Origin of the sequence: Dokdonella koreensis DS-123, from assembly GCF_001632775.1 — a bacterium.
GTDB lineage: Bacteria > Pseudomonadota > Gammaproteobacteria > Xanthomonadales > Rhodanobacteraceae > Dokdonella > Dokdonella koreensis.
Genome location: NZ_CP015249.1, coordinates 3,956,472 through 3,970,094, shown reverse-complemented (window position 1 = coordinate 3,970,094; position 13,623 = coordinate 3,956,472). Strand labels below are relative to the sequence as shown.

General features: G+C 69.7%; 11 protein-coding genes. 6 read left to right on the top strand and 5 right to left on the bottom strand.

The features are described 5' to 3' along the window. Position 1 precedes the first annotated feature (1 nt). Positions 2 to 757: a hypothetical protein gene (locus tag I596_RS18825; protein ID WP_190278932.1), complete on the top strand. Its 756-nt coding sequence runs from the start codon at positions 2 to 4 to the stop codon at positions 755 to 757. A 90-nt stretch (positions 758 to 847) separates the two neighbouring features. On the opposite strand, the gene speE is transcribed toward I596_RS18825, so the two are convergent. Then, positions 848 to 1,705, bottom strand: coding sequence for a polyamine aminopropyltransferase (gene speE / locus I596_RS16200; protein ID WP_067650329.1), 858 nt, complete (start codon positions 1,703 to 1,705; stop codon positions 848 to 850). A 168-nt stretch (positions 1,706 to 1,873) separates the two neighbouring features. On the opposite strand from speE, the gene speA reads away from it, so the two are divergent. From speA to I596_RS16175, 5 genes are all read left to right on the top strand, one after another. Next, complete coding sequence (speA, locus tag I596_RS16195; RefSeq protein WP_067650326.1) at positions 1,874 to 3,760, top strand: biosynthetic arginine decarboxylase; 1,887 nt, start codon at positions 1,874 to 1,876, stop codon at positions 3,758 to 3,760. Continuing rightward, positions 3,757 to 4,674 (top strand): NAD(P)-dependent oxidoreductase, encoded by a 918-nt coding sequence (locus I596_RS16190; RefSeq protein ID WP_484481959.1) that lies wholly within the window; start codon positions 3,757 to 3,759, stop codon positions 4,672 to 4,674. The genes speA and I596_RS16190 overlap by 4 nt, the downstream gene beginning before the upstream one ends. 80 nt (positions 4,675 to 4,754) lie before the next feature. Then, a complete protein-coding gene (locus I596_RS16185; RefSeq protein WP_067650323.1) occupies positions 4,755 to 6,011 on the top strand; it encodes a PQQ-dependent sugar dehydrogenase in 1,257 nt (418 codons plus the stop codon). A 130-nt stretch (positions 6,012 to 6,141) separates the two neighbouring features. Then, positions 6,142 to 7,470 carry a PQQ-dependent sugar dehydrogenase gene (locus I596_RS16180; RefSeq protein ID WP_190278931.1) on the top strand — a complete coding sequence of 443 codons (1,329 nt, stop codon included), beginning with the start codon at positions 6,142 to 6,144 and terminating at the stop codon, positions 7,468 to 7,470. Between the two features lie 103 nt (positions 7,471 to 7,573). Next, complete coding sequence (locus tag I596_RS16175; RefSeq protein WP_067650318.1) at positions 7,574 to 8,884, top strand: PQQ-dependent sugar dehydrogenase; 1,311 nt, start codon at positions 7,574 to 7,576, stop codon at positions 8,882 to 8,884. Between the two features lie 231 nt (positions 8,885 to 9,115). On the opposite strand, the gene I596_RS16170 is transcribed toward I596_RS16175, so the two are convergent. The 4 genes from I596_RS16170 to radC all read right to left on the bottom strand — a co-directional run bounded on the left by I596_RS16170 (position 9,116) and on the right by radC (position 13,601). Further along, positions 9,116 to 9,742, bottom strand: coding sequence for an SPOR domain-containing protein (locus I596_RS16170; protein ID WP_067650316.1), 627 nt, complete (start codon positions 9,740 to 9,742; stop codon positions 9,116 to 9,118). Then, positions 9,742 to 11,427, bottom strand: coding sequence for an arginine--tRNA ligase (argS, locus tag I596_RS16165; RefSeq protein ID WP_067650313.1), 1,686 nt, complete (start codon positions 11,425 to 11,427; stop codon positions 9,742 to 9,744). The genes I596_RS16170 and argS overlap by 1 nt, the downstream gene beginning before the upstream one ends. 289 nt (positions 11,428 to 11,716) lie before the next feature. Then, positions 11,717 to 12,787 carry a hypothetical protein gene (locus I596_RS19210; protein ID WP_067650310.1) on the bottom strand — a complete coding sequence of 357 codons (1,071 nt, stop codon included), beginning with the start codon at positions 12,785 to 12,787 and terminating at the stop codon, positions 11,717 to 11,719. A gap of 145 nt (positions 12,788 to 12,932) precedes the next feature. Beyond that, complete coding sequence (gene radC / locus I596_RS16155) at positions 12,933 to 13,601, bottom strand: RadC family protein (RefSeq protein WP_067650307.1); 669 nt, start codon at positions 13,599 to 13,601, stop codon at positions 12,933 to 12,935. Between the last annotated feature and the right edge of the window lie 22 nt (positions 13,602 to 13,623).

The following is a 13,623-nucleotide window of genomic DNA, read 5'->3' as shown; positions in this document are numbered from 1 at the left end:
CATGATCCGACTCTTGCTTGCCTTGGCCATCGCCCTGCTGGCCGGCTGTGCGACGACGCCCAGCTACACGTACTACTACGGCGACGGACCGGAAGGCGCGGTCGACGCCAGCGGCGACTACTACGCCGGCGCGGCACCGTCCGTCTACGTCGGTGGCTATGGCGGCTACGGCTATGGTTGGGGCGGCTATCACGCGTGCCCCTATCCGTATGCGTTCGGCGCCTGCTCGCCGTACAGCTGGGGTTTGGGCTATGCCGGTTGGGGCTACCCGGGCTGGGCCATGGGCTATCCGGGCTGGGGTTACGGCTACGGCGGCTGGTGGGGCGGCTATCCGTGGGTCTACCACGTGCCGCACCGCGGCCCGCGCCGCGACGAGGGCATGATCGAGCGCGAGCGGGTTCGCCAGGCGGGCTACACCCGCGACCCGGCCGGCACGTCGGGCTGGGTCTCGTTGCCCGATGCGAACGCCGCCACCGGCGAACGCGGCTTCAACCGCAGCCAGGCGCCGGCTTACCGGGAACGCTCCACGATCTCGGCGCCGCCCGAAGCGCGTCGTGTGCAGCGCGCGCCGATGTGGGACAACGACGGCAGGACCGGCCGGGTGATCGGCCCCTCGTCGGCGCCAGCCGCGATGCCGCGGCCGCAACCGCGGATCCAGGCACCGCCGCCGATGCGTTCGGCGCCCGCGCCGGCCGTGCGTTCCGCACCGCCGCCGGCCCCGCGCTTCGAGTCGGCGCCGCGCGGCAAGCGCGACTGACGCCGGCGTGACCGGTACCGCGGCGGTATCGCCGCGAAGGACTTCGACGCCGCGGGAGCGATCCCGCGGCGTTTTCGTTTGCGCCGCGGGTTATTCGCCCAGCGCCTCGCGCATGAACTCCGGCAGGGCCAGCGCGGCCTTGTGGATGTCGGCGTTGTAGTAGCGCGTGGCGAACTGCTTGGTCGCGGCGCCGCGTTCGCGGAAGCCGGAAAGGTCGGCGCCCTTGCGCGCCATCGTGCAGCTCCACCAGCCGGTCGGGTAGCACGGCTGCGGGAACGGCAGCGTCTTGACGGCCTGGAAGCCGGCGCTGCGCATCGCCATCCGCATCGACTTGATCAGCTCCAGGTGCGCCAGCGGCGACTCGCTCTGCTGCACCAGCAGGCCGGCCGGGCGCAGCGCCTTGAAGCAGCTGGCGTAGAACGCGGCGTTGAACAGGCCCTCGGCGGGGCCGACCGGGTCGGTGGAATCGACGATGACCAGATCGACCGATTCGGGCTCGCAGTCGGCCATGTACTTGATGCCGTCGTCGAACTTGAGTTCCGCGCGCGGGTCGCCGTTGGCTTCGCACAGTTCGGGGAAGTACTTCTCCGCCAGGCGCGTGACGCGCTCGTCGATCTCCACCTGCACCGCGTGCTCGACTTCCTCGTGGCGCAGCACTTCGCGCAAGGTGCCGCAATCGCCGCCGCCGATGATGACGACGCGCTTGGCGCGGGCATGCGTGAACAGCGCGGGGTGCGCGATCATCTCGTGATAGAGGAAGTTGTCGCGCGCGGTCAGCATCATGCAGCCGTCGATGACCATCAGCTTGCCCCAGTCCGTCGAGTCGTAGATCTCGATCGTCTGGAACGGCGTCTTCTCCGCATGCAGACGCTCGGTCACGCGGAACCCGATCGACGAGCCGGACGGCTCATAGGCTTCGGTGAACCAGTTCGATTCGGTGCTGGACATGATGTGGTCTTCCGGAAAGGGAGGGTGGAACGGGTCGAAGGCGCGCGATTGTAGCGATTCGCGATTGCCCGTGGACACGCGGCGCCGGACACGCGCTGACACGGTGGCGACCGTACAATAGCCGCCCCCGGCCGTCAGGCCGTCTCCCGGACATCGGACCTGCCCCGCATGACGACGCCCTTCAGCATCGAAGACGCCCGCCATACCTACTCGATCCCGCACTGGAGCGAAGGCTATTTCGACGTCGGCGCGGGCGGCACGGTCCTCGTGCGTCCACGCGGTGAAGGGGGGCCGGCGCTGGATCTGCACGAGGTCGTGAACGCCGCGCGGGCGCACGGCTGCCGGCTTCCGCTGCTGGTGCGCTTCGCCGACATCCTGAACGACCGCCGTGCCCGGCTGCAGGCCGCCTTCCGCCGCGCCATGGACGAATGGGACTACGCCGGCGGCTATACCTCGATCTATCCGATCAAGGTCAACCAGCAGAAGAACGTGGCCGGCGAACTGGCCGCCAACGGCGCGGAAGGCTTCGGCCTGGAAGCCGGCTCCAAGCCGGAGCTGATGGCCGTGCTGGCGCTGGCGCGCCACGGCAGCATCGTCATCTGCAACGGCTACAAGGATCGCGAGTACGTCCGGCTGGCGCTGATCGGGCGCAAGCTGGGCCTGGACATCTTCATCGTCGTCGAGAAGCCCTCGGAGCTGCGCTACGTCATCGAGGAGGCCGCAGCGCTCGGCGTGGAACCGCTGCTCGGCGTGCGCATGCGCCTGAAGAGCCTGGGTGCCGGCAAGTGGCAGAACTCCGGCGGCGACAAGGCCAAGTTCGGCCTGACGCCGCGCCAGCTGCTGACGCTGATCGACGAGCTGCAGGCGGCCGGTCTCTCGCACACGCTCAAGCTGCTGCATTTCCACATGGGATCGCAGATGTCGAACGTGCGCGACATCGCGCGCGGCATGCGCGAGGCGGTGCGCTACTTCGTGGAGCTTTCGCAGCTCGGGCTGCCGATCCGCTACATGGACGTCGGCGGCGGCCTCGGCGTGGACTACGAAGGCACGCGCTCGCGCTCGGACTGCTCGATCAACTACGGCCTGGACCAGTACGCCTCGAGCGTGGTGGGCGCGCTGGCCGAGGCCTGCGCGGCCAACGGCCTGGCGCCGCCGCACGTCCTGACCGAGTCGGGCCGTGCGCTGACCGCCCATCACGCGGTACTGGTCGTCAACGTCAGCGAGATCGAGCAGGCACCGACCGGTGCCGTGCCGCCCGAGCGCGAGGACGAGCCGGCCGTGCTGCGCCGGCTGCGCGAAGCGCACGCCGAGATCGGCCTGCGCCCGGCGACCGAGCTCTATCACGAGGCGCAGTACCACCTGTCCGAAGGCCAGTCGCTCTACGCGCTGGGCCAGCTCTCGCTGGCCGACCGCGCCCAGCTCGACGACCTCTACTACGCGATCGTCAACGCGGTGCGCGAGCGCCTCAAGCCCGACGAGCGCTCGCACCGGCAGGTGCTCGACGAGCTCAACGAGACGCTGGTGGACAAGTATTTCGTCAACTTCTCGGTGTTCGAGTCGGCGCCGGACATCTGGGCGATCGACCAGGTGTTCCCGATCGTGCCGGTCACCCGCCTCGATCGCCGGCCCGAGCGCCGCGGCGTGATCGCCGACCTGACCTGCGACTCGGACGGCCGCATCGACCGCTACGTCGATGCCGACGGCATCGACGTCAGCCTGCCGCTGCACGCGGTCGAGGACGGGCAGCCGTACCTGCTGGGCCTGTTCATGGTGGGTGCCTACCAGGAGACGCTCGGCGACATCCACAACCTGTTCGGTGACACCGACGCGGTCAACGTCAAGCTGGACGGCGAGGTCTATGCGTTCACCCACGTGCGCCGCGGCGACACCACCGACCTGATGCTCGACTACGTCGGCTACGACCTCGGCGATCTGCGCCAGGCCTACCGCGACAAGCTGGCCGCGGCCGGCCTCGACGCCGGCGAGGCGGCGGCGCTGGAGGCGGCGCTGGAAGCGGGCCTGACCGGCTACACCTACCTGGCCGAAGACGCCTGACCGCGGACGGCGGCATTCCGGCTTCTTCCCAAGGATCCTCGATGAGTGAACTGAAAGCGGGTTTCGTCGGCCTCGGCGCCATGGGCCACCCGATGGCCGCGCACCTGGCCCGCGCCGGGCTGCTGCAGGCGGTCTGGACGCGCACGCCCGAAAAGGCCCGGGCGGCCGCGGCCGAATGGGACCTCACGCCGGCGGCCGACCTCGCCGACCTGGCCGCGCGCTGCAACGTCATCGCCCTGTGCGTACCGGCCGACGCCGACGTCCTGGCCGACGTCGCGGTCATCGCCCGGCACGCGGCGCCGGGTACGATCGTGGTGGATCATTCGACCGTCTCCTCGGTCACCGCGCAGGAGGCCCGCCAGCGGATGGTCGCGGCCGGCGGCGACTTCGTCGACGCGCCGGTGTCCGGCGGCGTCGAGGGCGCGATCAACGGGCGCCTGTCGGTGATGGTCGGCGGCGACGAAGCGGCGGTGGCGCGGGTCCGGCCGCTGCTGGACTGCTATGCGGCACGGATCAGCCATCTCGGCGGCAGCGGCGCCGGCCAGAACGCCAAGGCGGTCAACCAGGTGCTGGTGGCCGGCATCGCGGCGGCGGTCTGCGAAGGGCTGGCCCTGGCCGAGAAGCTCGGCCTCGACGGCGAGACGCTGATTCCGACGCTGGCGGCCGGTGCCGCCGGCAACTGGTTCCTCGACAAGCGCGGCGCCACCTTGCTGCGTGACGAGTTCTCGGTCGGCTTCAAGCTGGCCCTGCTGCACAAGGACCTGAAGATCGTGCGCGAACTGGCCCGTTCGGCCGGTACCGATCGCAGCGTCATCGAGAAGGCCCTGGCCGACTACGCCGTGCTGATGGCGCAGGGGCACGGCGACGAGGACATCTCGGCGCTGATCCGGCTCAAGCGCCGGCCGGGTGCCTGAACAGCCTGCGTTCGTCCTGCATCAGCCGCCAAAATTATGTGACAGAATTCACACTATTTCGGCATCCAGAGGGTTCAGTCATGGCCGTCCGTTCACGCGGGTGGGGTCGTATCGTCCTGGGAATCGGTCTGGCCTGGGCGACGGCAGGGCAGGCGCAGCTGCCGTCCGACCTGGCCCTGGTGCCGGTGGTCACCAGCGGGCTGGTCAACCCGACGGCCATCGCCAGTCCGCGCGACGGCAGCGGTCGCATGTTCATCCTGGAGCGGTCAGGCCGCATCCGCGTACTGAACGCCGCCGGCACGCTGCTGTCGACGCCGTACTACACGCGCGACGTCAACACCGGTGACGTCGAGCAGGGCTTGCTCGGCATCGCCTTCGATCCGTCCTTTGCGAGCAACGGCACGCTGTACATCGTCTACGGCGGCACGCCCGCCGAGCAGCGCGGACTGATCCTGCGCCGGCTGGTCGCCTCCGATCCGGCGGCCAACGTGTTTTCCGGCAGCCAGGCGCAGGTGCTGCGGGTGCCGGAGCTGAGCTACAACCACAACGGCGGCGACATCCATTTCGGCACCGACGGCCATCTGTACTGGAGCATCGGTTCCGGTGGCGGCGAGCCGGCCGACCACGCGCACGCCCAGGCGCTGGGCGACCTGCGCGGCAAGATCCTGCGCCTGGACGTGCGCAATCCGACCGGATCGGCCTCGGCCGGCATGTGTGGCGCGACGCAGGGGCAGTCTGCGCAGTACTCGATCCCGGCCGGCAATCCGTTCACCGGCACCGGGCAATGCCGCGAGGTCTGGCTGTACGGCCTGCGCAATCCGTGGCGCTTCAGCATCGACCGCGCCACCGGCGACCTGTGGATCGGCGACGTCGGTGTCAATCGCGAGGAAATCGACCGCTACGTCGCCGGCGGCAACCGCAACTTCGGCTATCCGCGCTGCCAGGCCAGCCAGTACTACCCGCCCACCGGCAGCAACGACTGTCCCGCGGCGACGGGAACCGCGCCGCCGCTGTTCGAGTACCCGGGCGGCCAGAACCTGCGCTGCGCGGTGACCGGCGGCCTTCGCTATCGCGGCTCGATCGCCGGCCTGCGCGGCATCTACGTGTTCGGCGACTCGTGCTCGAGCGAGATCCTGCTCGGCACGCAGGCGGGCAGCGGCAGCTGGTCCTACGCGCCGTTCCCGTCCGGCATCCCGGTGGGCTACGGCACCGTCGCGGCGTTCGGCGAGGGCGAGAACGGGCGGCTCTACGTGGTCGACCATCAGGATGGACGGATCTTCCGGCTGTACTCCTCGCAGGAGAACGAAGACGTCGTCTTCATCTCCGGGTTCGAGTAGACCGGTATGATCGGCGGGCCGGCATCGCCCCGCGATGCCCGTCACACTTGTATCCATCCGCGATAGCGTCGGCAGGAGGGGAGGCGTAGAACCGATCTGCCGATCGTCGCCCCGACTGCGAGTCCGCCTGATGCGAATGTTTTCGTGGGTCCTGCTCTGTTCGACCGCGCTTGTACCGTTTTCCGCCGTCCAGGCACAGACGGTTCCCGCGGACCTGGACCTGGTCCAGGTCACCAGCCAGGTCAGCGCACCGGTCGCGATCCGCGCGCCGCACGACGGCAGCGGCCGGGTGTTCGTCGTCAGCCAGGCCGGCTCGATCCGCATCATCAAGGACGGCACGCTGCTGCCGACGCCGTTCCTGTCCGTGCCGGTGAGCTACGGCGGCGAGAGCGGCCTGCTGGGCCTGGCGTTCCATCCCAACTTCGGCCGGCCGGGCCAGCCGCACAACGACGAGTTCTACGTCGCCTACAACCGCGCGTCGGGTGAGCCGCGGCTGGGCTCGTCGCCGGACGTCGCCGTCGCCCGCTACACGGTATCGGCGGGCAATCCGGACGTCGCCAACGCATCCGGCACGCTCGTGCTGCGGGTCCCGGACATCGCCTCCAACCACAACGGCGGCGACATCCACTTCGGTCCCGACGGCTACCTGTACATCGCCACCGGTGACGGCGGCGTACAGAACGACACCAATGGCTTCGCCACCTGCCTGTGGAAGAAGAGCAGCGATACCAACCCCGCCACCTGCGGCAGCGGCACGCCGACCTACTTCCTGATGGGCAAGATCCTGCGCATCGACGTCGACACCCGCGGAGGTACCGTGAGTGCCGAGATGTGCGGCTCGAGCGGCATCGGCACGGCCGAGTACTCGATCCCCACCGACAATCCGCACGTGGGGACCACCAACACCTGCGACGAGATCTGGTTGCACGGCTTCCGCAATCCGTGGCGCATGAGCTTCGACCGCCAGACCGGCGACCTGTGGATCGGTGACGTCGGCCAGGGCGGCCGCGAGGAAATCGACCTGCGCGTGAACGGCTCGACCGAGCCGCTGTTCTACGGCTGGCGCTGCATGGAAGGGACCGCGGTCTTCAATTCGTCCAACGTCTGCCAGCCGCCGATCCCGAGCCACGTCCTGCCTGTCATGGAGTACACGCATGCCGGCGGCCGCTGCGCGATCACCGGCGGCTTCCGCTATCGCGGGCCGATCGTGCCGTTGCGCGGCATGTACATCTTCGCCGATGCGTGCACCAGCGAGATCTTCGTCGGCAAGCCCAATGGCAGCGGCGCGTGGACGTACACGGTCTGGCGCGACGACGCCAACGGCTACGGCACCTACTCGGGCTTCGGCGAGGACGAGGCCGGCAATCTCTACGTGGCACACACCTCCGGCAACCGCGTCTACCGCTTCGAGAGCAAGGAAACCTCGGACGACGTGATCTTCGCCACCGGCTTCGAGTGAAGCGTGGCGGATACCGGCGACCGGCGTGGTCTCGCACGCCGGTCCTGCAGGATGCTCCGCAGCCGTCGCGATGGACGGCATGGTTGATCGACGGAGAAAGCTCATGCGCAATACGATCCGACTTCTCGCGGCGTCGCTCATCGTGGCCGCGGGCGGCGCCGCGGCCCAGGACATCCCTGGCGTCACGCTGACCCAGATTCCCGGCTCCTACATCTCGCCGGTCGCGGTCCGCGCGCCGCACGACGGCAGTGGCCGCCTGTTCGTCGTCAAGCAGGGCGGCGAGATCCGGGTGATCAAGAGCGGCGCGATGCTGCCGACGCCGTTCCTGACCGTTTCGGTCAATTTCAGCGGCGAATCGGGCCTGCTGGGCCTGGCCTTCCATCCGAACTTCGGCAAGCCCGCGCTCGCGCACAACGACGAGTTCTACGTCTTCTACACGCGGCCCAACGGCGATCCGCGGCTGGGCGCGACACCGGACCAGGTAGTCGCGCGCTACACCGTGCCGACCCCCGATGCGGACGTCGCCAACCCGGCCGGGACGATCGTCCTGCGCATACCGGACCTGGCCGGCAATCACAACGGCGGCGACATCCATTTCGGCCCCGACGGCTATCTCTACATCTCATCCGGCGACAGCGGCGCGCAGGGCAATCCGTACCAGTTCGCCGAATGCCTGTGGAAGAAGCCGGCGAGCAGCGGCAGCGCCTGCGGCGCGACGGGTGGCACCCAGTACTACCTGCTCGGCAAGATCCTGCGCATCGACGTGGACACCCGCGGCGGCGCGGTCGGCGCCGAGATGTGCGGATCCAACGGCATCAGTCCGGCCGAATACTCGATCCCGGCGGGCAACCCGCATGCGGCCACCAGCAGTACCTGCGACGAGATCTGGGCGCACGGCTTCCGCAATCCCTGGCGCATGAGCTTCGATCGTGCAACCGGCGACCTGGTGATCGGCGACGTCGGCCAGGGCACCTACGAGGAAATCACCGTGGAGCCGGCCGGCGTCGGCGGTGGCGACCACGGCTGGAGCCGCTGCGAAGGGCGGCACTACTACGACGCGTCCGGGTCGGGCACGACCTGCCCGGGCACCACCGGCACGATCGCACCGGTGATCGAATATGCCCACGGCGAAGGCTGCGCGGTCAGTGGCGGCTATGTCTACCGCGGACCGGCGACGGCGTTCCACGGCACCTACTTCTACGGCGATTCGTGCTCGAGCCGGCTGTGGTACGCCACCGCGTCGGGCCCGACCTGGGACACCGGCGGCATCCAGATGACCAGCCCGGCCAGCGGCAACATCTACGGCTTCGGCGAGGACGAGGCCGGCAATCTCTACATCGCCCGCTCGAACAGCACGATATGGCGCATCGACATCGAACTCGGCGACGCGATCTTCGCCGACGACTTCGAGTAGCGCGTCACGGCGGCGGGCGCGCTCGCGCCCGCCGGCCCAGTGCGTGTCATCCATCCCGAGTCAGGCTGGCGTTCCTGCGCGCGCTTGGGACAAGAAAGCGCGAGGACGTGGACGTCGGTCCACGTCCGGACGATGCGCGGTCCCGGGCGCGGCCCGCTGGGCTGGCCCTGAGAAGCCGCCAGCGTGCGCTGCGCGGCTGGGCCTGACGGCCAGTCAGCGGAATGACACGCCCTACTGCGCGTTTTCCTTCAGCGCGATCGCGTTGATGCCGTTGTCGGCGAGGGCGCGCTTGGCGTCTTCCAGCTCGCTCGCGCTCGGATACGGTCCCAGGCGCACGCGGTTCCAGGTCTTGCCGTTGATCGCGACCGGCTGCACCTGGGCGACGAAGCCGAGCAGGGCCAGCTTGGCCTTGACCTCGTCGGCGGCACGGGCGTCCGGATACGAACCGGTCTGCAGCATGTAGCGCACGCCCGGCGTGGCGGTCGCAGCCGGCGCGGTGGCACTGGGCTGCTGGGCCTGGGCGGCCTTGGCCTGCTGCTCGGCCCGGGCCCGGGCGGTCAGTTCCGCGTCCGGTATCACGACTTCCTTTTCCGGGAGCACCTGGTAGAAGTCGTAGGTCTTGCGCGGCTTGCCCTTGCCGTCCTCGGCGATGCCGGCATCGCCCGCCCGCGGTGCGGTGGCCTCGGGATTGGGCTGCGGCAGGTTCTGCTTGCGCAGCAGCGGCGCCCAGTCCTTGCCGAGCACGACCAGCATCAGGCCGATGCCGAGCAGCATGCCCAGACCCACCCAGACCCAGACCGGCCAGGCCGACCGCGACGAGCCGCGCGTGGCCTGTTTTCCCTTCCTGCGTGTTGCCATTACATGGTCTCCGGGGCCGACAGGCCGAGCAGGTCGAGTCCGTTAAAGAGCACTTGGCGCGTGCCTTCGGCCAGGCCGAGGCGCGCATCGCGCACGTCGGCGTCCTCGACGATGAAGTGGTGCGAGTTGTACCAGGCGTGGAACGCCGTGGCGACCTCGCGCAGGTAGTGGGCGAGCAGTTGCGGGTCGAGGTTGGTCGCGGCCGCCTCGACGACTTCGGGGTAGCGCGAAAGCTCGACCAGCAGAAGCTGCTCGTGGGTCTCGACCAGGCGGTCGAGCCGGGCCAGGCCGTTGTCGCGGTCCCAGGCGATGCCGCGCTCGGCCAGCTGCCGGCGCACGCTGCACACCCGCGCGTGCGCGTACTGGATGTAGAACACCGGGTTGTCGTTGGTCTGCGCCCGCGCCAGGTCGATGTCGAACACCAGCTGCGAATCGGTCTTGCGGGCGATCAGGAAGTAGCGCGTCGCGTCGCGGCCGACCTCGTCGATGAGGTCGCGCACGGTGACGTAGCTGCCGGCGCGCTTGGACAGCTTCACTTCCTCGCCGCCACGCATGACCGTGACCATCTGGTGCAGCACGTACTCGGGCCAGCCCTTCGGGATGCCGGCGTCCAGCGCCTGCAGGCCCGCCCGCACGCGCGTGATCGTCGAGTGGTGATCGGCACCCTGCTCGTTGATGACGCGCTCGAAGCCGCGCCGCCACTTGTCGACGTGGTAGGCCACGTCGGGAACGAAGTAGGTGTAGCTGCCGTCGCCCTTGCGCATGACGCGGTCCTTGTCGTCGCCGAAGTCGGTGGTCTTCAGCCAGAGCGCGCCTTCGTGCTCGTAGGTGTGGCCGGCGGCGATGAGGTCGCGCACCGTCGCCTCGACCTTGCCGTCGCGATAGAGCGAGGATTCGAGGAAGTACACGTCGAAGACCACGCCGAACGCGCGCAGGTCCAGGTCCTGCTCGCGCCGCAGCCAGGCGACGGCGAAGCGCCGGATCGCTTCCAGGTCGTCGCCGTCGGCGGTACCGCTCACGTCCTGCCCGTCCGCGTGGACCGTGGCGCCGGCCATGTAGTCGCGGGCCACGTCGAGGATGTAGTCGCCGCGATAGCCGTCCGCCGGCCAGGCCGGATGGTCCGGCTCGATGCCCTTGCAGCGCGCCTGTACCGACAGCGCGAGGTTGGTGATCTGGGCGCCGGCGTCGTTGTAGTAGAACTCGCGGGTCACCGCCCAGCCGTTGGCGTCGAGGACGCGGGCCAGGCTGTCGCCGACGGCGGCGCCGCGCCCGTGGCCGACGTGCAGCGGTCCGGTCGGGTTGGCCGACACGAACTCGATCTGCACCCGGCGTCCACGGCCACTGTCGTTGCGGCCGTAGGCGGTGCCCTGGGCCAGGAGGGTGCGCAGCTGGGCCGTATAGGCCGCGCCGTCGAGGACGATGTTGATGAAGCCGGGGCCGGCGATGTCCACGCGTGCCACGCCTTCCCGGGGGGGCAGGGCCGCCGCGATCGTCGCCGCCAGGTCACGCGGCTTGGCGCCGGCCGCCTTGGCCAGCAGCAGGGCCGCATTGGTCGCGAAATCGCCGTGGCCGCGGTTCTTGGTGCGCTCGACGACGAAGTCGGGAAGGTCGCCGGCGGGCAACGAGCCCCCGGCCTGCAGGGCGGTCAGCGCCTGAAGGATCCAGTCACGCAGGTCTTGTTTCACGATGGGAGCCGTTCGAAAAAGCGGGCCTATTGTAGGCCAGCGCGCCGCGATCGCGGTCCTGTGGATAAGTCTGTGGGTGGATGAGGACAAGCCGGTAAATTGGCGCGCCTTCGCGCGGCCGGCATCGCCGGCCTGGCTAGATTTCAGTATAAAAACATATTGTTTTCAATTGCCTGTAGGCCACTTCACGAAACGACATGTGAAGTGGCTCCAAAGTGTCGGAGCCGGGTTGATTTGTGAATAACTGTGGGCAGCCGTCCGCGGGGATGGCCGTTGGCGGGGGCTGGCGTCAGGGTTCGGGACGGGCGCCGAGCTCGGTACCGACGGCGCGGTAGAGGGCGATGACCGCCTCGCCCGAGCCGGGTGGACCGGCGGCGGCCGCCCGCGCCCGGACGCCCGCGCACAAGGCCTTGAGGCGGGCCGCATTGGCGCTTTTCCCGTCCGAGAACGCCGCCCGGCCGGCCTGGGAATGGAACCGGTGCAGATCGAAGAAATACGCTTCCTGCGCATCGGTCAGGAAGCGCAGGACCGGCGCCGCGCTGGCCGCCGAATCGATCGCTCGTCCGCACAGCATCTCCCGCTCGCGGCACAGGCGCTCGCCGCTGGTCACCAGCGAAAGGAACGGCTCGGCCACGTTGGCCGTGTCGAGGTCGGCCGCGACCAGGGCCAGGTTGGCCGCGTGGACCAGGCGCGGCTCGTCGCGCCAGCCCGGGCGGCTGGCGTCGAGGTAGGCCGGCAGCGCCGAGGCCAGCGCGCCACCCGTGTGCAGCAGCTCGGCGGCGTTGAGCGTGGGGCCGCCGGGCGCCTGCCGGGCGTCGAAGGTGCTGCCGGTGATCATCAGCTCCAGGTTGGCGTGGAAGTCGCCGTCCTGCTCGCGGCAGAACCCGCAGGCGTCGAGGATGCGCAGCGCTTCCTCGGCGCTGGCGCGCTCGTTCGTGCCGATCCGGCTGCCGGGAAGGGGAGACTCCCGCTGGCGCAGGTCGTGCGTCGCGGCGAACAGCAGCAGGGCGCACCAATCCCGCCAGGACAGGCTGCGCAGGCCACCACGGGCGATCAGGCGCCCGACGCGGCCGTCGAGGATCTCCAGGATGTGATCCTCGCAGTGGTAGGCATGGAAGTCGTTGCCGAGCCGCCCGTGCCGCAGGCTCATGCGCGCGTGGGCGACACGGATCGCATCGGCCACGCACGACAGCAGCGTCGCTTGCGGACCGGCGAACGGCAGCAACGCCCCGAGGCGCTCGTCGAGGAGCGCTTCCAGGCGTTCCGCATCCGGTAGCGGCAGGCGCCGGGCCGCGCCGGCGTCGGCCACCTGCATCTCGATGCTGTCGGGAGGGAAGGCCCGCGGGAAGGCCAGCAGCACGCACGCTCCATGTCTGCCTCGTGAGGGTCGAAGTATAGGTGGCGCGCCGGCTGCCGGACAGGACGCGCCGCAGTCCGGCCGGGCGGGCCGCGGCGCGGCGGCGGGAGCGGGCCCGCCGCGCCCCGCGGCGGCCGGTCCGGCGACGCTAGAGCATCCCGCGGCGCGCCATCGAGATCGGCGTGCCGTCGCCGACGATGAAGTGATCGAGCACGCGGACCTCGATCAGGTCCAGCGACTCGCGCAGGCGCGCCGTGATCGCCTGGTCCGCGGCGCTGGGCTCGGGCTGGCCGGAAGGGTGGTTGTGGACGAAGATCACGGCGGCGGCATTGAGCTCGACGCAGCGGCGGACCACCTCGCGCGGATGCACGCTGGCACCGGCGACGGTGCCGCTGAACATCTTCTCGAAGCTGACGATCCGGTGGCGGTTGTCGAGGAACAGGCAGGCGAAGATCTCGAACGGATAGCCTGCCAGCTGCGACTTGAAGAAGCGCGAGGCCATCTCCGGCGTCGTCAGCGGCGTGTCCGTCGTCCCGTCCACGTGGTGGTTGAGGCAGCGGCGGCCCAGCTCCACGGCGGCGTGCAGGCGGCACCAGGTGGCCGTGCCGATCGCATGGGTCCCGCGCGGCGCCTCGAGCAGCTCGCGCAGGCCGCCGCTGTTGCGCAGCCAGACGCAGGCGGTCTCCACCGCGTTCCTGCCCGAGCGGCCCGAGCCCAGCAGCACGGCGAGCACTTCGGCATCGGACAGGAACCAGGCGCCCCGCGCCATCAGTTTCTCGCGCGGGCGCTCGTCGTCGGGCAGTTCGATGATTTTCATCCAGGCGCCTCCGGGACCGGTA

Bases quoted from the DNA above. Each gene is read 5' to 3' on its own strand.
- I596_RS18825 (WP_190278932.1), top strand. From the start codon at position 2: ATGATCCGACTCTTGCTTGCCTTGGCCATCGCCCTGCTGGCCGGCTGT.
- speE (WP_067650329.1), bottom strand. From the start codon at position 1,705: ATGTCCAGCACCGAATCGAACTGGTTCACCGAAGCCTATGAGCCGTCC.
- speA (WP_067650326.1), top strand. From the start codon at position 1,874: ATGACGACGCCCTTCAGCATCGAAGACGCCCGCCATACCTACTCGATC.
- I596_RS16185 (WP_067650323.1), top strand. From the start codon at position 4,755: ATGGCCGTCCGTTCACGCGGGTGGGGTCGTATCGTCCTGGGAATCGGT.
- I596_RS16180 (WP_190278931.1), top strand. From the start codon at position 6,142: ATGCGAATGTTTTCGTGGGTCCTGCTCTGTTCGACCGCGCTTGTACCG.
- I596_RS16175 (WP_067650318.1), top strand. From the start codon at position 7,574: ATGCGCAATACGATCCGACTTCTCGCGGCGTCGCTCATCGTGGCCGCG.
- I596_RS16170 (WP_067650316.1), bottom strand. From the start codon at position 9,742: ATGGCAACACGCAGGAAGGGAAAACAGGCCACGCGCGGCTCGTCGCGG.
- radC (WP_067650307.1), bottom strand. From the start codon at position 13,601: ATGAAAATCATCGAACTGCCCGACGACGAGCGCCCGCGCGAGAAACTG.